The sequence below is a fragment of the Sphingorhabdus sp. genome, assembly GCF_050921905.1.
In the GTDB taxonomy this organism is placed as follows: Bacteria; Pseudomonadota; Alphaproteobacteria; order Sphingomonadales; family Sphingomonadaceae; genus Sphingorhabdus_B.
This window is the reverse complement of record NZ_CP050888.1, coordinates 338,710-358,666: the sequence shown is the minus strand read 5'-3', so window position 1 is coordinate 358,666 and position 19,957 is coordinate 338,710. Positions and strand designations below refer to the sequence as shown.

The following is a 19,957-nucleotide window of genomic DNA, read 5'->3' as shown; positions in this document are numbered from 1 at the left end:
TAAGCTGATGACATTGGCTACTAATTCCATTCTCTCAACAAGCTAATGCTTGCGAACATTCTATTGTAATCTCATAGCTGGAGCACGAAGAGGAAACAGAATGACAGGTCAACAACAACGCGATGAATTGCGCCGCCAAATCTGGGCGATTGCCAACGAAGTTAGGGGCGCGGTCGATGGCTGGGATTTCAAGCAGTTCGTGCTGGGCGCGCTGTTTTACCGCTTTATTAGCGAGAATTTCACCAGCTACATCGAAGCCGGGGACGATAGCGTCAACTACGCCAAGATGGCAGACAGCACCATTCCCGACGCGGTTAAGGTTGATGCGGTCAAGACCAAGGGTTATTTTATCTACCCCAGCCAGCTCTTCGCCAATGTCGCAGCAAAGGCTAACACCAACGATAGCCTGAACACCGACCTTGCTGCGGCCTTTAAGGCGATTGAAGCTTCGGCGAATGGCTACCCTTCGGAAGAAGACATCAAAGGCTTATTCTCCGACTTTGACACCACCAGCAACCGGCTGGGCAATACGGTGAAGGACAAGAACACCCGGCTGGCCAAGGTGTTGAAGGGAGTCGAAGGCCTGCCGCTCAAGTTTGAGGAGAACGAAAACGATCTGTTCGGGGATGCCTATGAGTTCCTGATCTCGAACTACGCGGCCAATGCAGGAAAATCTGGCGGCGAGTTCTTCACGCCGCAACACGTTTCCAAGCTTATCGCGCAACTGGCCGTTCACGGGCAGAGCAGCATCAACAAGATTTACGATCCAGCCGCCGGGTCAGGTTCGCTGTTGTTGCAAGCCAAGAAGCATTGCGGCGATCATTTCATCGAAGAAGGCTTCTTCGGGCAGGAGATCAACTACACAACCTACAACCTCGCCCGCATGAACATGTTCTTGCACAATGTGAACTATGACAAGTTCAACATCCAGAACGGCAACACGCTTGAACATCCGCACTTTCTTGATGAACGGCCCTTCGATGCTATCGTCTCAAACCCTCCCTATTCGGTCCGGTGGAAGGGGGATGAAGACCCGACGCTGATCAATGATGACCGCTTTGCGCCCGCTGGCGTGCTCGCGCCCAAGTCCAAGGCGGATTTCGCCTTTGTGCTGCACGCCTTGCATTATCTTTCGGCCAAGGGGCGGGCGGCAATTGTGTGCTTTCCGGGCATTTTCTATCGTGGCGGGGCAGAGCAAAAAATCCGCAAACATCTGGTCGACAGCAATGTCGTGGAAACGGTCATTTCGCTCGCGCCCAATCTGTTTTTCGGCACCACGATTGCAGTAACCATTTTGGTGCTGGCCAAGAACAAGCCCGACACCAAGGTGCAGTTCATCGATGCCAGCGGTGAGGATTTCTTCGCCAAGAAGACCAACACCAACGAGATGAGCGACGATCATGTGGCCGAGATCATCCGCATGTTTGCCAGCAAGGAAAACGTGCCGCATGTGGCCAAAACGGTGGACCAGCAGCGCATCATCGATGCCGACTATAACCTTTCGGTCAGCGCCTATGTCGAGCCGAAGGACACGCGCAAGCAGGTGATCATTGCCGAGCTGAACGCGGAACTGAAAACCACCGTTGCCAAGATTGACCGGCTGCGCAGCGAGATTGATGCGATTGTCGCGGAGATCGAGGCGTGAGCGATTTCGGCTTTCTGGAAAAACTGCTGGATGGGGCGGAGGTGGAATGGTTGCCGTTGGAGAAGGTGACTGACTATGAGCAGCCTACCAAGTATCTGGTTGAAAGCAAAAATTACGATGATCTGTTTAACACGCCTGTCCTTACAGCTGGAAAAACATTCATCCTAGGTTATACCGATGAAACAACTGGGATTTACGAGGCGTCGAAAAGTCCGACGATAATTTTCGACGATTTCACGACCGCAAACAAATGGGTCGATTTTGACTTCAAAGCGAAGTCGTCAGCAATGAAAATGATAACTTCTAGTGACGATCAAAAATTTAACATCAAATATTTATATTACTGGCTCAATACTTTACCAAGCGGCCTAGTTGATGGCGATCACAAACGACAATGGATTGGCACATTGTCGAAAAAGCTAGTCCCCATTCCCTGCCCGGATGACCCGGAGAAATCGCTGGCGATACAGGGGGAGATTGTTCGGATATTGGACAGCTTCACCCAGCTGACCGCCGAGCTGACCGCCGAGCTTGCAGCGCGCAAGAAACAATACAACCACTACCGCGATCAACTCCTGACCTTCGAAGATGCCGAGGTTAAGTGGAAGACTTTGGACGAAGTGGCTAGCGATTTTGGACGTGGAAAATCCAAGCATCGTCCAAGGAATGACGAAAGGCTTTACGGCGGGACAATACCTTTCATTCAAACTGGCGACATCCGAAGCGCAGGGCACGCCATCACGAAATACACCCAAACCTACAGCGACTTTGGCTTAAGGCAAAGTAAGCGGTGGCCTAAAGGCACGCTTTGCATCACGATTGCTGCCAACATAGCAGAAACCTCTATTTTGGACTTTGACGCGTGCTTCCCCGATAGTGTCATTGGGTTTGTCGCTGACCCTGAAGAAACAAGCTCTGATTATGTTGAGTACTTACTCCAGTCTATCAAGCGAAAGCTGGAAGAGAAGGGCAAAGAGAAGAGTAGTGCGCAAAGCAACATAAATCTTGGAACTTTTGCGCAGCTAAAGCTGCCGTTTCCACCACTTAAAGAGCAGGCGCGAATTGTCTCAATTCTCGATAAATTCGATACGCTCACCACCTCACTGAGAGAAGGTTTGCCGCGCGAAATTGCGCTGCGGCAACAGCAATATGAATATTACCGCGACCTGCTCCTGAGCTTCCCCAAGCCCAAAGAGGCGGTGGAAGCATGAGCCAGACCCTCGAACAGATTGCCCAGACGCTTCACGCCACGAAAATGAAGGCCCAACTGATCTACGCCTTCAACGGCACTGGCAAAACCCGCCTATCCCGCGCGCTGAAGGAGCTTGTCGCGCCCAAGGTCGAAGGCGAGGAAGATACAGGCCCAACCCGCCACAAAATCCTATATTACAACGCCTTCACCGAAGATCTGTTCTTCTGGGACAATGACCTGCACGGTGACGGCCAGCCCAAGCTGATGATCCAGCCCAATAGCTTTACCGACTGGATTTTGGATGAACAGGGCCAAGAGGTGAACATCACTCGCGTCTTTCAGCACTATTCCAGCGCGACCCTAACTCCTACCTTCAATGCTGCCTACACCCGTGACAACCCGGATGGCAGCAAAATCGAGGTGAAAGCCTTTTCGGAAGTGACTTTCACCGTCGAGGCAGGAGATGATGCCGGTACCGAACCGTTTAAGATTTCCAAGGGCGAGGAGAGCACCTTCATTTGGAGCATTTTTTACGCGCTGTTGGAAACTGTCGTGGCTGAGCTGACCATCGCTGAACCAGAAGAACGTGGCACAGATCAGTTCAACGCGCTAGAATATGTGTTCATTGATGACCCCGTCACCTCATTAGACGAAAACCACCTTATCGAACTTGCCGTGAACCTAGCCGAGCTGATTACGTCGGCCCCGTCGCAGCTGAAGTTCGTCATCACGACGCACAGCCCGTTGTTCTACAATGTTCTGCACAACGAACTCGACATGAAGAAAAAGCCAGCCAATGAAGGATGTTATCTGCTTGAGCGGCTCGCTGATGGCACCTTTAATCTCAGCACCAAATACGGCGATTCAAACAAGAGCTTTTCCTACCATTTGCACTTGCGGAGGATTTTGGAACAAGCAATCGCCGAAGAAAAAGTCGAGAGGTATCATTTCACCTTGCTGCGCAATCTATATGAGAAAACCGCGGGCTTTCTAGGACATAATCAGTGGGGAGATTTGCTGAACTCCGCGCCAGGCAGCAAAGACGCCTATGTCCGGACGATCCACACCTTTAGCCATTCGTCGCTGTCAACCGAGCAAGTGCGCGACCCCACGCCACAGGAAAAGCAGACGATCAAATTGTTGCTAGAAAATCTGGTCAATAATTACGGCTATTGGAAAGAGGACGCACCCAATGGTTGAGCAAACGAAGCCAATTGCGGAATCGAAGAACTTCATCGTTCTCGACAGATACACCAGCGATTGGACCGCTGCGGACCACTACCAGAGCGAAGCCGAACTTGAGCGCGAGTTGATCAAAGACCTGAGCAATCAGGGCTATGAGTTTCTGCCTGCGCTAACCTCACCCAAAGCGATGCTGGCCAATGTGCGCGTGCGGCTGGAAGACCTGAACGGCGTCCGCTTCACCGATGCGGAATGGCAGCGCTTTGTTGCCACCTATCTGGACAATCCTAGTGACGGGATCATCGACAAGACCCGCAAGGTCCATGACGACTATATCCACGATTTCGTCTTCGATGACGGCCGCATTCAGAACATCACCCTTTTCGATAAGGCGAACATCGCCCGCAACAAACTGCAAGTAATCAAGCAGTTCGAGCAGACGGGGCTGCACGCCAATCGCTATGACGTCACGATCCTCGTCAACGGCCTGCCATTGGTACAGATCGAGGTTAAAAAGCGTGGTGTCGCTATTCGGGAGGCGTTCAACCAGATACACCGGTACAGCAAGGAAAGCTTCAACAGCGACAATTCCCTCTACAAGTTCATCCAGCTTTTCGTGATCTCAAATGGCACTGACACGCGCTATTTCGCCAACACGACAAAGCGAAATAAGAACAGCTTCGACTTCACCATGAACTGGGCGAAGGCGGATAACGGGCTGATCAAGGACCTGAAGGATTTTACCGCGACCTTCCTTGAGAAGCGCACGCTGCTGAACGTGCTGCTGCATTATTCGGTTTTTGATGTCAGCGACACGCTGCTGGTGATGCGGCCCTATCAGATTGCCGCGACCGAGCGGATCATGTGGAAGATCACAAGCTCCTACAATGCCAAGGGCTGGAGCAAGCCGGAAAGCGGCGGCTTCATCTGGCACACCACCGGATCAGGCAAGACGCTGACAAGCTTCAAGGCCGCGCGGCTGGCCACTGAACTGGATTTCATTGATAAGGTGTTCTTCGTGGTCGACCGCAAGGACCTCGATTATCAGACGATGAAGGAATATCAGCGGTTCTCGCCAGATAGCGTGAATGGCTCTGAAAATACCGCTGCGCTGAAGCGCAATCTGGCGAAGAACGATCAGAAGATCATCGTTACTACGATCCAGAAGCTCAACAATTTGATGAAGAGCGAAGGTGACCTGCCCGTCTATGGGCAGCAGGTGGTCTTCATTTTTGACGAATGCCACCGCAGCCAGTTTGGTGAGGCGCAGGCGAACCTCAAAAGGAAGTTCAAGCGCTTCTATCAATTTGGCTTCACCGGCACGCCTATCTTTCCTCAGAACGCCTCAGGATCGGAAACCACAGCGAGTGTGTTTGGCGCAGAGTTGCATTCCTATGTCATCACTGATGCGATCCGTGATGAGAAGGTGCTGAAGTTCAAGGTCGATTACAATGACGTGAGGCCGAAGTTCAGAGCCGTTGAGAAGGAGCAGGATGAAGCCAAGCTCAGCGCGCCTGAGAACAGGAAGGCCCTGCTGCACCCTGAGCGGATCAAGGAGGTTTCGCAGTATATTCTGACCAATTTTCGCCAGAAGACGCACCGGATGAATCCCAGAGGGCGGGGGTTCAATGCGATGTTTGCGGTCAGCAGTGTGGAGGCTGCGAAGCTCTATTATGAGACATTGAGGAAGCTCCAGGATGGCAGCGAAAAGCCGATAAAAATCGCGACCATATTTTCGTTTGCGGCAAACGAAGAGCAGGATGCTATTGGCGACATTCGCGATGAAAGCTTCGATGTTTCCGCAATGGATAGCACAGGGAAGGAGTTCCTGAACGCGGTCATCCGAGACTATAACGCGATGTTCGGAACAAGCTTCAGCACGGACGGAAACGGCTTCCAGAACTATTACCGCGATCTCGCTAATCGCGTAAAATCGCAGGAAGTTGACCTGTTAATAGTTGTCGGCATGTTTCTGACCGGTTTTGATGCGCCTTCGCTCAACACGCTCTTCGTTGACAAGAATTTGCGCTATCATGGTTTGATTCAGGCCTATTCGCGCACCAATCGCATCTTCGATGCAACCAAGACCTTTGGCAATATTGTAGCATTTCGCGATCTTGAGCAGGCGACCATTGATGCGGTCACGTTGTTTGGTGAGAGCAACACCAAGAATGTAGTGCTAGAGAAGAGCTTCAGGGAATATATGGAAGGCTTCTCTGACATTACATCCGGGGCGGCCAGCCGGGGCTTCAAAACAATTTTAGCCGAGCTTGAGCAGCGCTTCCCTGATCCGAGCGAGATCCTGAAGGAAGCCGATAAGAAGGATTTTGCAAAGCTTTTCGGCGAGTTTCTCAAGGCAGAGAACGTACTTCAGAACTTTGATGAGTATGTCGCGCTAAAAGCGCTAAAGGGCGTGAATCAAAGCGTCCGAGAGGAGGTTGAGGCTTTCAAAGCCCAACATCACCTAGAGGATGATCAAGTTGAAGAGCTGACTTCTGTATCGCTCCCAGCCGACCGCAAAATCCAAGACTACAAGTCGACTTACAACGACATTCGCGATTGGTTGCGTCGAGAGAAGGCTGCTGGTGAAAGCGATGCGTCGACGCTCGACTGGGACGATGTGGTTTTCGAAGTCGACCTCCTGAAGTCTCAGGAGATCAATCTCGACTATATTCTCGAACTAATATTCGCAAAGAATCGTAACACGAAAGATAAGAGTGATCTGATTGAGGAGGCCCGACGTGTCATCCGGGCGAGCGTTAGCAATCGGGCAAAAGAAAGCCTCATCGTCGACTTTATTAATCGGACTAACCTTGATGATATTGACGGCAAAGCGGGCATGATCGAAGCGTTCTTTGCATTCGCTCAGGAAGAGCAACGGCGCGAGTTTGAGAAACTGGTCGAAGAGGAAAATCTCAATCTAGAAGCAGCCAAGCGCTACATCACAAATTCGATCAAGCGTGAGTTCGCGACTGAAAATGGGAATGAGCTGAATGACGTGCTTCCGAAGATGAGTCCGTTAAACCCAGCTTACCTGACAAAGAAAAGCTCGGTATTCCTTCGCATGTCTGATTTTGTTACGAAATTCATGGGCGTAGGCGGCCAAATTTAACGACTGCCCTAAGCCGCTCACGCGTCGAGAAGTGAATCGCCTCGGGATTGTCGGAGGCCCCAGCTCCTGAGAAGAAGGGCCTACTATGAGCAAAACAACGCACAAATTTTCATCTAAGGGTCGCCATCGCGCGGTGCGGATGGTTTTGGATCACGATAGCGACTATCCGTTACGCTGGTCAACGGTGGTGTCGGTTGCTGACAACATCGGCTGCGCGCCGCAGACGCTTCACTAGTGGGTGAAGAAGGCTGAAGTGGACAACGGCACGCGTGCTGGCATTTTGGACTTGTAACGGTCGTCTAATCGCATATTCGTCAAGGGGGATTTTTGACATATTTCTTGGGGCTACGATTGATTGATCGCAGTGATGTTCGTTTTGGTTTGCTAGTTCAGCTTTGGTTGCGTCGTTGATAGTCGTTTGTCGGGAACATGGTCGTCTACGCGGTCGAGACTTGCGCGCCGCATGATAGGTTTCGTAAGGAAGGATCTTGCCAATGTTTAGTTCGCATTTTGCCGATAAGGCACTTGCAGCCGTTACAACGCAATGATCCAGCCCGCGCCCCGACAGGGACGGCTCGACGCGCCCAAAGCATGAACGCAAACGAGAAAGAGGTTTTCAACTCAGTCTATTGGCCTTTCTATTCTGCCTTGCGCGTCAGGCTGTGGCACCAGCTGAACGATTGAACAGTTCGCCGGTTTTGAGCATCGTATGCATGATGACCGCGAGTTTGCGCGCAACTGCAATGGCTGCTCGCTTGAACCCGGCCTTTTCCCTGAGCTTCAAGCCCCAGACACGCAGAGCACTGTCCGCTGTCGTCCGCGTCAGGATCACCATAGCGGCTTCGTACAGCAATGCGCGAAGGTGATTGTCGCCGCGCTTCGAGATGCGTCCGGCATAATCGACCTCACCTGACTGGTAACGCTTGGTGGTCAAGCCGATCCAGGCACCGACAGAGCGCGACTTGGCAAAGTTGGCGGGATCCTCGATCGCTGCAATAAAGGACGACGCTGTTACCACGCCAATACCCGGGATCGTCATGAGCAACTGGCACTGCTCGTCCGCACGCGCTGTGGCGATGAGCTGCTTGCTCAGCTGCGCGACACGCGCACGCACCGCCAGCCACGCTTCGAGCAACGGCAAAACGATCCGCTCAAGCCCGGCGTTCGTTGCCAGCAAAGTGCGGATGTGGCCCTCCAATATGTTCCCTGCACTTTTGGGAACAATCAGCCCGAACGTTTTCATGACACCGCGTATCTGGTTCGATATCTGAACCGTCATTTTCAACATCTGATGGCGGGCGGCGACCAATGTGCGAACGAGCATGCTATCAAAGCTCTTCACTCGAACCTCGCGGTAAAAGCCAACCTCGGCAAGGTGGGCCAGCCCATCTGCGTCGTTCACGTCGGTCTTGTTCGGTGCCATGTCGAGTGCTGCTTTGGCATGACGTGCATCGATACAAATCGCTGGCACGCCCTGCGCCGTCAGCGCATGAAAGAACCACACCGACAGCGGGCCTGTTTCAAAAACGACGCGTCGCACACTCGGCGCATGTGTGCGGATCACTTTGGCTATAACTGTGGGATCAGACGCGCATTTGCCGCGCCATATCCGTTTGCCGCCTTCGCGAACCGAGATGAAAGTGTCTTTCAAAGATACGTCTAAACCGATATATTGATCCATGATTGTCCTCCGTCAGGTGCTTGGGCCCAGTCACAATCGTGAGCCCGTATTTTTATCCTATCGGGGACAACCAGCATTCAATCACAGCATCGTCCAGCTAATCACAGCCCCGCGATTACCCTATGTTTCGTGCCGGTCACTTATGTCATTATACCACCTTTGCTTCGAACGCCAGCGGGCTGATGCCACCCAGATACGAGTGGCGGCGACGGGTGTTGTAGAACCCGTTGATGTATTGGAAGACTGCTGCCTCTGCCTGCCTTCGTGTTGACCATTTCTGACGCCAGATCAGCTCCGCCTTCAGCGATTTGAAGAACGTCTCAACGGATGCATTGTCGTAACAATTACCTTTGCCGCTCATCGATGGCCGCAGGCCGTAGGCCTGCAATTTCTTTTGATAATCATACGCACAGTATTGGCTGCCGCGATCAGAATGGAAGATGCAGCCTTCGGCGGGTTGCCGCAGGTTTACCGCCATATCCAGCGCCCTGATTGCCAGATCCTTGTTGGCTACGCCGCCCTTCGGGTCATTCTGTCGCTGACCGCCCAGCCAACGACACGGCGGCTGTGTAGATCAAGAACAACAGCGAGGTAGAGCCAACCCTCGGCAGTCCATATGTAGGTAATGTCGCCTGCCCATTTTTGGTTAGGAGCAGCGGCAACAAAATCGCCGTCCAGCCAGTTCGCAGCGATGCCAAGACGATGATTACTGTTGGTGGTGACCTTATGCTTGCGGGTGCGAACCGGCCTGATCCCGTTGATCCGCATTAAACGGCCAACACGGCGCTCGCCTACAACGAGCCCTACCTCGTTACCGCCCTACGGGCGTTGCCTTCGGCCCAACTCCATAGTCATGCGAGGACGGCCATAGCTGCCGAGACTGAGGCCATATTGTTCACGGATGTGGGCCAGCACTTTCATGTCACCGCGTGACCGTCGGCTTGTCGGCCGTGCGTGCCAGGACCGGTAACCGCGCGTCGATACCTGCATCACGCGGCAAAGCATCTCCACTGGCCAGACATGCCGCCAGTTGTGCACGAATGCGAACCTCACTTGCCGAGGCTCGCGAAGAACTGGGTAGCCTTTTTTAGTATCTCCCTCTCCTCCTTGAGGATACGGTTCTCTAAGCGCAGGCGTTCATTCTCGCGGGCTAAATCCGCTTGCGGCGCTGATACCAGATCGGTTGGCCGATACTGCGATATCCACTTGCCCAGCGTCGACAATCCAACGCCCAGGTCAGCAGCAACACGCCGCCGTGACAATCCGCTGGTCAAAGCAATCCGGACGGCCTCTTGTTTGAAATCTTCTGTATGCTTCATCATCTCTTCGGTCTCCTTGTATGAGTGTTTAACTCTCAAGTGACCGGCACGAAACCGTTACAAGTCCATAACAATATGGTAGCCATTGAACCACATGACACAGATCATTCAGTATAGCGTCCCACAGTTATAGCCAAAGTGATCCGCACACATGCGCCGAGTGTGCGACGCGTCGTTTTTGAAACAGGCCCGCTGTCGGTGTGGTTCTTTCATGCGCTGACGGCGCAGGGCGTGCCAGCGATTTGTATCGATGCACGTCATGCCAAAGCAGCACTCGACATGGCACCGAACAAGACCGACGTGAACGACGCAGATGGGCTGGCCCACCTTGCCGAGGTTGGCTTTTACCGCGAGGTTCGAGTGAAGAGCTTTGATAGCATGCTCGTTCGCACATTGGTCGCCGCCCGCCATCAGATGTTGAAAATGACGGTTCAGATATCGAACCAGATACGCGGTGTCATGAAAACGTTCGGGCTGATTGTTCCCAAAAGTGCAGGGAACATATTGGAGGGCCACATCCGCACTTTGCTGGCAACGAACGCCGGGCTTGAGCGGATCGTTTTGCCGTTGCTCGAAGCGTGGCTGGCGGTGCGTGCGCGTGTCGCGCAGCTGAGCAAGCAGCTCATCGCCACAGCGCGTGCGGACGAGCAGTGCCAGTTGCTCATGACGATCCCGGGTATTGGCGTGGTAACAGCGTCGTCCTTTATTGCAGCGATCGAGGATCCCGCCAACTTTGCCAAGTCGCGCTCTGTCGGTGCCTGGATCGGCTTGACCACCAAGCGTTACCAGTCAGGTGAGGTCGATTATGCCGGACGCATCTCGAAGCGCGGCGACAATCACCTTCGCGCATTGCTGTACGAAGCCGCTATGGTGATCCTGACGCGGACGACAGCGGACAGTGCTCTGCGTGTCTGGGGCTTGAAGCTCAGGGAAAAGGCCGGGTTCAAGCGAGCAGCCATTGCAGTTGCGCGCAAACTCGCGGTCATCATGCATACGATGCTCAAAACCGGCGAACTGTTCAATCGTTCAGCTGGTGCCACAGCCTGACGCGCAAGGCAGAATAGAAAGGCCAATAGACTGAGTTGAAAACCTCTTTCTCGTTTGCGTTCATGCTTTGGGCGCGTCGAGCCGTCCCTGTCGGGGCGCGGGCTGGATCATTGCGTTGTAACGGCTGCAAGTGCCTTATCGGCAAAATGCGAACTAAACATTGGCAAGATCCTTCCTTACGAAACCTATCATGCGGCGCGCAAGTCTCGACCGCGTAGACGACCATGTTCCCGACAAACGACTATCAACGACGCAACCAAAGCTGAACTAGCAAACCAAAACGAACATCACTGCGATCAATCAATCGTAGCCCCAAGAAATATGTCAAAAATCCCCCTTGACGAATATGCGATTAGACGACCGTTACAAGTCCATCACAATTATGGTAGCCATTTGAACCACATGACAACAGAATCAATTTCAAGTATGATAGCGTCCAAATCAACAATCGGTATAACCGGATGCAAGTCACATGAAAATCGACCGTATCGACATTAGAAACTTTCGTCGCCTCGAAAACATATCCGCAGGGATAGAAGAACGAGAAACGGTTTTCGTAGGGCCTAATAACAGTGGGAAAACTTCGGCAAGTGCTATTTTCCGATGCTTCCTAGGCCAACGGAAATTTCGGATATACGATTTTTCGGTGGCGCGAATTGGTGACTTTGATGCTTTTGGGGCTAACAGAGAACCAGATACTCTGCCATCAATCGAACTCGACATCTGGTTCAAGATTGACCCCGCATCAATTGAGTATGGAAGAGCAGTTGCACTACTTCCCAGCCTCTTGGTCGACTTTGACCGCCTCGGCGTTCAGCTCCGTTATGCGACGTCGAATCCCGGCAAGCTGCGTGAAGCCTACTTGGCGGCGTATCCCCAGAACGGTGACGACCCTCCCGAAAAAACTCTTTCCGCCTTTCTTGCCACTGACAGCGAGTTGAATCGACATTTTGAAATCACCTATGCGTCGCTCGAAGCCACCGATGATGGTACAATTGCGACTGCGCTGGATAAAGATGAAGGCAGAAACCTTCTTCAAAATCTGGTCCGGATTGATTTTGTTGGTGCCCAACGAAACATTGATGACGACGAAGAGAATCGTAGCAACAGGCTATCTCGCGCTTTTGCCGGGTTCTATCAGAAAAATCTTGAGCGACCGGAAGTGGCCGAAGAAGCACACCGTGTCATCAACGAGAACAATGATCAACTCACGGCACATTATGCGGAACAATTCTCTGGGATCATGAGTGTGATCAAGGGAATTGGCGTCCCCTCGGTCAATGACCGTGAGTTGAAGATTGTTTCGACTCTCAACCCAGAGACGGCGCTCAGTGGCAATACCGACCTGCTCTACGTCGACGTTGAACGCGGACATGAACTGCCAGAGCTGTATAACGGTCTGGGTTTCAAGAATCTCATCTATATGGCGATTCAAGCAAAGCATTATCATTCACAATGGGTACGAACTTCACAAAATCGCCCTCTCTGCCAGATCATATTTATAGAAGAGCCGGAGGTGCATCTACATGCGCAGGTGCAACACACGTTCATTGTTCCCCGTCAGCACCAATGGCACAGATTTGATGTTGTGATTTAAGGAGTGTTTTGGTCTCATCGTAGTGACGAAGGAACGAATCTATGGACGCCTCCCGCACAAGGGGATTTTTCGATGTTGCTTCGGCATTGGATGCATGAATCTATCCGGCCTGTTATTTGGAGCATTTCTGTCCATGGCCATGATGGGGATCCGCTCGGTTCGTGCCTTTTAAGATGAGCGGCCTCGAAGGCCATCGTTCCTTACAGGCTGTGAAGCAGCGGGCAGTGCCGTTACACCATCAAAGTCTCACCTCGCATTTAAACTGCCGATTCGATTATTCGCAGGTCCCGTTTTCCTCTACGCCATTTTGTAGCTTTCTTCGTTGCGCAGCATTGCCCACGCGATGCGCGCAGTCTTGTTTGCCATCGCGACCAGCGTTTTATTGTGCCCCACTCGGGCGAGCAGTGCTTGTACCCATTTTGAGCGCTGGTCGTCATATCTAGCAATCCGCAACAACGCGGAACGCGCGCCATGCACCAGCTGCCGCCTCAGATAATGATTGGCCCTTTTGCCGATGCCGCCAAGCCGTGGTTTGCCTCCAGTGGTGTATTGTCGTGGGACCAAGCCAATCCACGCAGCCAGGGCTCTGCCCGACGCAAAATGTCGGCCATCATCAATTGCCGCGACCAAGGCAGTTGCGACGACCGGCCCTACGCCAGGTAGCGACGTCAGGCGCTTGCAGCGCTCGTTTGTGCGGCAAATCTGGACCAATGTGTCATCAACCTCCGATACACGTGTATCTAGGTCGCGATACTCCTCGATCAGCTTCTCAAACAGGCTTTTTGCGAGGTCTGAAAGTTCGGCGGTGTTGACCAGTTCTTCGACCTGCAACCGAAACCGGGCAGCGCCAGCAGGAATGATGAGACCATATTCAGCCAGAAGACCACGCGTGTGATTGATTAGTGCTGTCCGCTGGACGATCAGCCTGTCGCGCATCCGGTGCAATGATTGAAGATCCTGCTGTTCAGCGGATTTGAGGGGCACGAACCGCATATTGGGTCGGCTGTCAGCATCGAAAATCGCCTCGGCATCGACCGCATCATTCTTCGAACCCTTCACAAACGGCTTGACGAAGCGGGGGTGGATCAGACGAACGGTGTAACCCGAGGCTTCGAAGGTCCGGCCCCAATGGTGTGAGCTGGCACACGCTTCCATGGCCACTGACGCTGGATGCAACTTGATCACCACATCAAGCAGCTTCGCTCGGCTTACTTTGCGCGAAATGACCTCGCCATCATCGGTTATCCCATAAAGGTGGAAGGACTGTTTGCCCAAATCGATTGCCAATGTTTGCATTTTAGTGAACTCCTTTCTCCGGTTAGCAAGACTTCATATGTGGCCTAGTTGCGGGAGGCGTCCATCCCATAAGATGAGACCAAAACACTCTGGCCAACCGAAGGCCTCTGCCGAACGTGTCGTGAAGGATATTCGGCGGGCAACTCGGCGGCATTTTTCTGCTGAAGACAAGATCAGGATCGTATTGGAAGGCCTGCGCGGCGAAGACAGCATTGCTGAGCTGTGCCGCAAGGAAGGCATCGCGCAAAGCCTGTATTACACTTGGTCAAAGGAGTTTATGGAAGCTGGCAAGCGCAGGCTTGCGGGCGATACTGCACGTGCAGCCACCAGCGGTGAGGTGCAGGATCTGCGCCGTGAGGCCCGTGCGTTGAAGGAGTGCGTTGCTGATCTGACCCTTGAGAACCGGCTGCTCAAAAAAAGCATGATCGCGGATGGGGACGACGACGCATGAGGTATCCAGCCTCGGAGAAGCTCGAGATCATCAGGGTCGTCGAGCAATCGCATCTGCCTACAAAGCTCACCCTTGATAAGCTGGGCATCGCCCGGCGGACCTTCTATCGCTGGTATGATCGCTATCTGGAAGGCGGTCCTGAAGCGCTGGCGGACCGGCCATCAAACCCGAGCCGTGTGTGGAACCGTATCCCCGAGGCGATCCATGACCAGATCATCGAACTGGCGCTGGAACAGTCCGAGCTGTCACCGCGTGAACTGGCGGTGCGGTTCACCGACGAACGGCGTTACTTCGTGTCAGAAGCCACGGTATACCGCCTACTCAAGGCCCATGATCTGATCACCAGCCCCGCTTATGTCGTGGTAAAGGCAGCCAACGAGTTCCACACCAAGACCACCCGTCCCAACGAGATGTGGCAGACAGACTTTACCTACTTCAAGATCATTGGTTGGGGATGGATGTATCTGTCCACCGTGCTCGACGACTTCTCGCGCTATATCATCGCCTGGAGGCTGTGCAGCAATATGCGGGCCGAGGATGTAACAGACACGTTGGACATGGCCCTAGCAGCATCGGGCTGCGACCATGCCACTGTTCAGCATAAGCCGCGGCTGCTCAGCGACAATGGCCCCAGTTACATCGCGGGCGAACTGGCGGAATATATCGAAGCTAACAAGATGAGCCATGTGCGCGGCGCACCGATGCATCCGCAAACACAGGGCAAGATCGAACGCTGGCACCAGACGCTCAAGAACCGCATCCTGCTGGAAAACTACTTCCTGCCCGGCGATCTCGAACGACAAATCGAAGCGTTCGTCGAGCATTACAACCATCAGCGCTATCACGAGAGCCTGAACAACGTCACGCCTGCCGATGCCTACTTCGGCAGGGCGCAAGCCATCATCCAACAACGTGAAAGGATCAAACGACAGACTATCGAATATCGGCGCTTGCAACACCGCAAGCTCGCCGCCTAATATCAACCCAACTGATGAGGCCAATGCTCCGTTAATTTACGCAGCCATCAGTGCCAAATGTTCTGACGACGGACAGCCATGGACAGAAATGCTCCAAATAACAGGCCGGATAGATTCATGCATCCAATGCCGAAGCAACATCGAAAAATCCCCTTGTGCGGGAGGCGTCCATAGATTCGTTCCTTCGTCACTACGATGAGACCAAAACACTCCTTAAATCACAACATCAAATCTGTGCCATTGGTGCTGACGGGGAACAGGCATGCTCCGTCAAATTCAATTTGACCGACGTTATAATTGTCTCCACATATAAATAACATGTATTCAGACAGGAGAGATTTTATGCGGAGAGCTTTTGGAATTGCGTTGGTGGCGGCTTGTCTTAGTTCACCTATCCTTGCGCAGTCGCAGATAACTGCAGGAAGCCCAAGTGATCCCACTACCAAAAATCGAAAAGAGAGCTCACCGGTGAGCAGCGATGATAAGGCTCCGTTGGATACGCGTATCGCAAACGGAAGAGTAGCAGGGTTTGATATTGCTGGAGTTAGGCTTGGGATGACACCGCAAGAGGCAATTGACCGAGCGGCGAAAGCAGGGTTCAAGATAAGCAGTAGTTCAACGGAGCTATCCTTTGCAGATAAGCGCATCGAAGCTCTGCGAAAGCGTCAGCCCGATTTTCAGGGGTCGAAATCTGCAAAAGTTGTGAGAAGGCAATTTTTCGAAGGTCCGCAGGGCGACTATCTTAGTGTGGAGTTTGCCTCGATGCCAGAAGGGTCAAGGGTGGAGAACATCAGCTACACGTTTAAGCCGTCCAGAACGGATGCAAAAGACGTAGAGCGCACAATCTTTAAAAAATTCGGATCGCCTAACGGACGCGCGACAATGGTCGGTAATTTTAAATGGTGCGATAACCAGTGTCAGAACGGCGATGCGAGTGCAGAGCTTGCTTTGCCGGTCTATAATTCTGTGCAGATAGATGGCAGAGTCCCAGCACAATCCTATATTCAAAAGTTGATCGATGCCGATGTTGACCGCCTCGCCCCGAAAGCCAAAGCTGGGATTTGAGATATCCAAATGCTTGGGCCCGAGAATAGATACAGCGTCAATTTAGGAGCTTAACTTGCTTAAGTTTAGCGTGATAGGACTGATAATAGCCGCCGGCGCTGGAACAGCACATGCTGATTCTCAGGCGGCTTGGGAGGATCCATTTCAAGGAGCGCGTTTTAATTCGCTCCCGGCAAAAACAAAGCCGCTCACCAGCGCGGATTGTAATGGCGACGTCTATAATAAATGCACTTTTGAAGTCATGATTGACTTCGATTCGGATAACTTGCCTGACCGAGCGTATATGGCAAATGCCGGTCGCAACGGCATCATAGTGGTGGATTTCGGCAACAAGCGTAAAAAACCATTAGTCGTTGGATCCTTTCGCGATCGTTTCCAGGGTGATAATTATATTGCAAAAGACACCGATGATCGCAGGAATATCGTGTTTATTCATCCCGAAGCCAGTGCAGCTACATACAGGATGATTTCTGGCAAGCCTAGGGTTCGATGGAATTCGGACTAAATGCAACGTAGCTTTGACGTCATCGTCACGCGCACTTTTCTGGCGCCGCAATGAACATCGAATCGAATTGGCAATTTGCGGGCGAGACCATTCATTTGATCCCGCCCGTTTGCCTGTCAACTGCCCATTCTATGGCAGCTATGCCGCCATTTTATGAGCAGCACGCGTCTGTCCTCGCCGGTGAACGTCCCACCCGCGGTTTTGCAAGTTCAGCCAACGGCTTTGTGGCCAAGCGGCCGAAAGCTCAGCGAAGATCGTGGCATCGCTCGCGTAAACATCACCGCTGACCCGTGCGACCGAGATCAAGTGCCGATTGGCAATGATGGCTGTCGTTAGGACATCAGCCAATACCTGCTCGCGCACTTCGTCCCATTGGCCATGCTCAACAGCCTTGCCGATTGCTTTCGAAGCCATGGGCTTAGCTGGAATGCCGACAGCATGCGCATATTCCGGCATATGGACGAAGTGCCCTTGCCCTTTTAGGACATTCGACAGATCAATGCGGTCACGACTGTGCGGATGGCTGTCGCGAAGCATTTTGGGCAGGACCAGCCCATGCGTTGCAGCGGTTCGGCGTAACGTGGGCATTTCTTTGCACTCGGTGCCCCAACCTACTGGCACCGCGCCGGGATGGCGGTCGAGCAGGCCGAAGAACGCTCTGACCATTTCCAGTTCATCATATTGGCGCGCGTCTAGCACGCTCACATTGTGAACGAGAGGCTGGCTGCCTCCGGGAGGGTAAGTGATCAACGCCCATGCTCCGGCAACTGCATGGTGAAAAGGCCATTTACAATTATATTCGCCTGCAGCGTTGTCGGCGTGACGATATGCGTCGTAGCCGTCCCAGTCGTAGGCATATTCAAAATCGAATATGCAGAAGGTCTGAGGCGTCAGCCGTTCGAGAGACTTTTGCCGGGTAAAGGCGATAGCGTCTTGACCAAATGTGGTGTCGCCATCGTTGGCGGCGGTATTATAGATACTCATAAGATTTTATTCCTTGGTTAGAAACACGAAAGCCCGCCAATGGCGGGCTTTCGTGGGTGTGATTGTGAAAATATGGGGTAGTAATGTATTGAGGGATATTGCTCGGCTAGCGCCTCCTGTGTTGTTGGTGTTGCAATTTCGTTGCGGTGCAATCTGGCGGGGCAGCGTGCACCGTCCGGCGCAGCTCAGACAATCGAGCTAAGCGTGCGCCAATGGTCATAGTCAGCCATGGCCCGCCTAAGGTCCTCAGCACTAAGCCACTCATGGGCAATCAACAGCCAGACGCTCTGCGCCTTGGCCGATAGCTCGCGTTCCAGAACGCAAGGATTCAACTGACGGTTAAGGTCGTGCCAGTCTGCCGGAAGGGCATAGTCGCTCGCCAACTGCTCCAAGCTATGAGAGCCAACACGGTCATACCATTCGGCGTCTTTAACATCATTTGCCAAAGCGGCCCGCAGCCGCAGCAAAGACGGCTTGGCACTTTCATCGCGGGGCTCGCCATCCGGGACCCTAACGAGCGCCGCAATAATGCGGTCGAGACGGTAACCTGCTAAGCTGTCGTCAGGGTCAAGATGGCTGGTGAGCGCGTCCAGCACCCCGACGCTGTCGGTCGCGGATTGCAAATCACTGACGTGCCGGGCTTCACTAAACCGGAAACCTCTGCCTTGGCGTTCGACCTTCAACACCGCAAAGGCGTCGATATAGACGAAATAAGGCATATGGGTTGCGCAAGCGTTAGCATCGGCAATGACGAAATTGGGGACAATTATTGCCATTTTGGCAGGGTATTCAGACATAGAATTTATCCTTTTTGTAAGCGTAGAAAATCACTCGCCAGTCATGGTCGCTGGCGGCGGGAAGCAGTTCTTGTTGATTGGTGTTTACAGTTAAGCCCGGCGGCTCAACTTAGGAGTTTAAAAGGCGAGCGTCTTCTCGGTGAAATATGCCGTGGTCGCACGGTCTTCCAGTGCGCGAATACCCTCATCCACCCGGTGCAGAAGGCGAATGCGAGCCCGCTCTGTATTCCACGACAGGCAGCTAAAAGAGTTTAAATGCGCAAGACCGCTATTAGATATCCAGGTGGCAAGGTCGCCGATGAGGCTGGAGGCATAAGCAGGATCGTTGCTGCGCAGGCCCTGAACGAGTGCAAACAGCGCGAGCGTTGAGGTGACATCTTCTTCGCAATAGCGCATGACCGCTTCTATGCCTTCGTCGTGCAGCATGTCAGCGACGTCGCCGCCATGTCCGTTGCTCTTCACCGGGATCCCGGCACTTTCACACAGCATCTCAAGGCTTGATCGCGGCGCCGATCCGAAGTTGGTAATCAGATCTGCGACATCAATGTGCGATCCGCTATTACGGTTTGCTACCCATGCATTGGTCAGGTTGTCACAATCAAAGACCGATGCCCGCATGGCTGTCATGGTCAGCACAGGCAAATCAAAGCCCTTGCCGTTGAATGTTACGCAGCGCCGTCCAGCAAGCAGCTCATCAATCCGCATGATGGCTACTCGCTCGTCATCAAATGTGATACTTTGAAGTCCGAACGTCCACTCGCCATAGGCCGCCTGATCGGCCGTTAGCACGCTTGCCACAATTGGCCGGTGCGTTGGCCATGGCGGAAATTTATCGTCTAGCGCTGGCGGCGCCAGCGTCTCGATATCAAGCGAGGCAACGCGGCTTGGCGCTTTTGTATAGGTTGATCTGAAATGCATTATGGTCTCCTTATCAAGACCCGGCTGGAGCTCGGCGACATGCCAATTTTTCCAACTCCTTCCGGGTCTCAAACCGGAAATCTTTTTTACTGCCTTCTCTTTTTGTTTTTTTCTTTTGTTCTGCACCGTCGTCGGCGTGGGCGCGTGTTGTGCACGTTTTCCAATAATACGTTCAGCGGTGATGCTGCG

Annotated in this window: 13 protein-coding genes and 3 pseudogenes; 10 read left to right on the top strand and 6 right to left on the bottom strand. The window is 52.9% G+C overall.

Annotated features, from left to right (window positions below):
• The first annotated feature begins 100 nt into the window (after positions 1–100).
• The 5 genes and pseudogenes from HEQ18_RS01705 to HEQ18_RS01685 all read left to right on the top strand — a co-directional run.
• A complete protein-coding gene (locus HEQ18_RS01705) occupies positions 101–1,645 on the top strand; it encodes a type I restriction-modification system subunit M (protein WP_432815280.1) in 1,545 nt (514 codons plus the stop codon).
• Positions 1,642–2,856: a restriction endonuclease subunit S gene (locus HEQ18_RS01700; RefSeq protein ID WP_432815279.1), complete on the top strand. Its 1,215-nt coding sequence runs from the start codon at positions 1,642–1,644 to the stop codon at positions 2,854–2,856. The genes HEQ18_RS01705 and HEQ18_RS01700 overlap by 4 nt, the downstream gene beginning before the upstream one ends.
• Positions 2,853–4,037: an AAA family ATPase gene (locus HEQ18_RS01695; protein ID WP_432815278.1), complete on the top strand. Its 1,185-nt coding sequence runs from the start codon at positions 2,853–2,855 to the stop codon at positions 4,035–4,037. Before HEQ18_RS01700 ends, HEQ18_RS01695 begins: the two co-directional genes overlap by 4 nt.
• The gene (locus HEQ18_RS01690; protein ID WP_432815277.1) at positions 4,030–7,131 is read left to right on the top strand and encodes an HsdR family type I site-specific deoxyribonuclease; all 3,102 of its coding nucleotides are present in this window, start codon (positions 4,030–4,032) and stop codon (positions 7,129–7,131) included. The genes HEQ18_RS01695 and HEQ18_RS01690 overlap by 8 nt, the downstream gene beginning before the upstream one ends.
• Before the next feature lie 85 nt (positions 7,132–7,216).
• Positions 7,217–7,363 (top strand): annotated as a pseudogene (locus HEQ18_RS01685) (IS3 family transposase); the annotation flags it as partial.
• A gap of 423 nt (positions 7,364–7,786) precedes the next feature.
• Here HEQ18_RS01685 and HEQ18_RS01680 read toward each other — a convergent pair.
• Complete coding sequence (locus HEQ18_RS01680) at positions 7,787–8,812, bottom strand: IS110 family transposase (protein ID WP_432814488.1); 1,026 nt, start codon at positions 8,810–8,812, stop codon at positions 7,787–7,789.
• Positions 8,813–8,960: 148 nt separating this feature from the next.
• A pseudogene (locus HEQ18_RS01675) lies at positions 8,961–10,134 on the bottom strand (IS3 family transposase).
• 117 nt (positions 10,135–10,251) lie between these two features.
• Between HEQ18_RS01675 and HEQ18_RS01670 the strand changes: the two are divergent.
• Together HEQ18_RS01670 and HEQ18_RS01665 are read left to right on the top strand one after the other, a co-directional pair.
• Positions 10,252–11,178, top strand: a pseudogene (locus HEQ18_RS01670) (IS110 family transposase); the annotation flags it as partial.
• A 472-nt stretch (positions 11,179–11,650) separates the two neighbouring features.
• A complete protein-coding gene (locus HEQ18_RS01665) occupies positions 11,651–12,775 on the top strand; it encodes an AAA family ATPase (RefSeq protein ID WP_432815276.1) in 1,125 nt (374 codons plus the stop codon).
• A gap of 297 nt (positions 12,776–13,072) precedes the next feature.
• Here the strand turns inward: HEQ18_RS01665 and HEQ18_RS01660 are convergent, their stop codons facing one another.
• Positions 13,073–14,071: an IS110 family transposase gene (locus tag HEQ18_RS01660; protein WP_432815275.1), complete on the bottom strand. Its 999-nt coding sequence runs from the start codon at positions 14,069–14,071 to the stop codon at positions 13,073–13,075.
• Between the two features lie 73 nt (positions 14,072–14,144).
• Here HEQ18_RS01660 and HEQ18_RS01655 point away from each other — a divergent pair.
• From HEQ18_RS01655 to HEQ18_RS01645, 3 genes are all read left to right on the top strand, one after another.
• Positions 14,145–15,499, top strand: a protein-coding gene (locus tag HEQ18_RS01655; protein ID WP_432815274.1) for an IS3 family transposase whose coding sequence is annotated in 2 segments (ribosomal slippage) — positions 14,145–14,484 and positions 14,484–15,499 — 1,356 coding nt in all. Because the reading frame shifts where the segments join, the coding sequence is not laid out codon by codon here.
• Between the two features lie 468 nt (positions 15,500–15,967).
• Positions 15,968–16,564 carry a hypothetical protein gene (locus HEQ18_RS01650; RefSeq protein WP_432815273.1) on the top strand — a complete coding sequence of 199 codons (597 nt, stop codon included), beginning with the start codon at positions 15,968–15,970 and terminating at the stop codon, positions 16,562–16,564.
• Between the two features lie 55 nt (positions 16,565–16,619).
• The gene (locus tag HEQ18_RS01645; RefSeq protein WP_432815272.1) at positions 16,620–17,069 is read left to right on the top strand and encodes a hypothetical protein; all 450 of its coding nucleotides are present in this window, start codon (positions 16,620–16,622) and stop codon (positions 17,067–17,069) included.
• Positions 17,070–17,207: 138 nt separating this feature from the next.
• Here HEQ18_RS01645 and HEQ18_RS01640 read toward each other — a convergent pair whose 3' ends face one another.
• From HEQ18_RS01640 to HEQ18_RS01630, 3 genes are all read right to left on the bottom strand, one after another.
• A complete protein-coding gene (locus tag HEQ18_RS01640; RefSeq protein WP_432815271.1) occupies positions 17,208–18,053 on the bottom strand; it encodes a hypothetical protein in 846 nt (281 codons plus the stop codon).
• A 185-nt stretch (positions 18,054–18,238) separates the two neighbouring features.
• Complete coding sequence (locus HEQ18_RS01635) at positions 18,239–18,850, bottom strand: hypothetical protein (protein ID WP_432815270.1); 612 nt, start codon at positions 18,848–18,850, stop codon at positions 18,239–18,241.
• A 117-nt stretch (positions 18,851–18,967) separates the two neighbouring features.
• On the bottom strand, positions 18,968–19,768 hold the full coding sequence (locus HEQ18_RS01630) for a hypothetical protein (RefSeq protein ID WP_432815269.1): 801 nt from the start codon (positions 19,766–19,768) through the stop codon (positions 18,968–18,970).
• Positions 19,769–19,957: the final 189 nt, after the last annotated feature.

Coding starts and splice junctions, on each gene's coding strand:
- HEQ18_RS01665 (WP_432815276.1), top strand. CDS start 11,651: ATGAAAATCGACCGTATCGACATTAGAAACTTTCGTCGCCTCGAAAAC.
- HEQ18_RS01695 (WP_432815278.1), top strand. CDS start 2,853: ATGAGCCAGACCCTCGAACAGATTGCCCAGACGCTTCACGCCACGAAA.
- HEQ18_RS01705 (WP_432815280.1), top strand. CDS start 101: ATGACAGGTCAACAACAACGCGATGAATTGCGCCGCCAAATCTGGGCG.
- HEQ18_RS01680 (WP_432814488.1), bottom strand. CDS start 8,812: ATGGATCAATATATCGGTTTAGACGTATCTTTGAAAGACACTTTCATC.
- HEQ18_RS01630 (WP_432815269.1), bottom strand. CDS start 19,768: ATGCATTTCAGATCAACCTATACAAAAGCGCCAAGCCGCGTTGCCTCG.
- HEQ18_RS01635 (WP_432815270.1), bottom strand. CDS start 18,850: ATGTCTGAATACCCTGCCAAAATGGCAATAATTGTCCCCAATTTCGTC.
- HEQ18_RS01640 (WP_432815271.1), bottom strand. CDS start 18,053: ATGAGTATCTATAATACCGCCGCCAACGATGGCGACACCACATTTGGT.
- HEQ18_RS01690 (WP_432815277.1), top strand. CDS start 4,030: ATGGTTGAGCAAACGAAGCCAATTGCGGAATCGAAGAACTTCATCGTT.
- HEQ18_RS01660 (WP_432815275.1), bottom strand. CDS start 14,071: ATGCAAACATTGGCAATCGATTTGGGCAAACAGTCCTTCCACCTTTAT.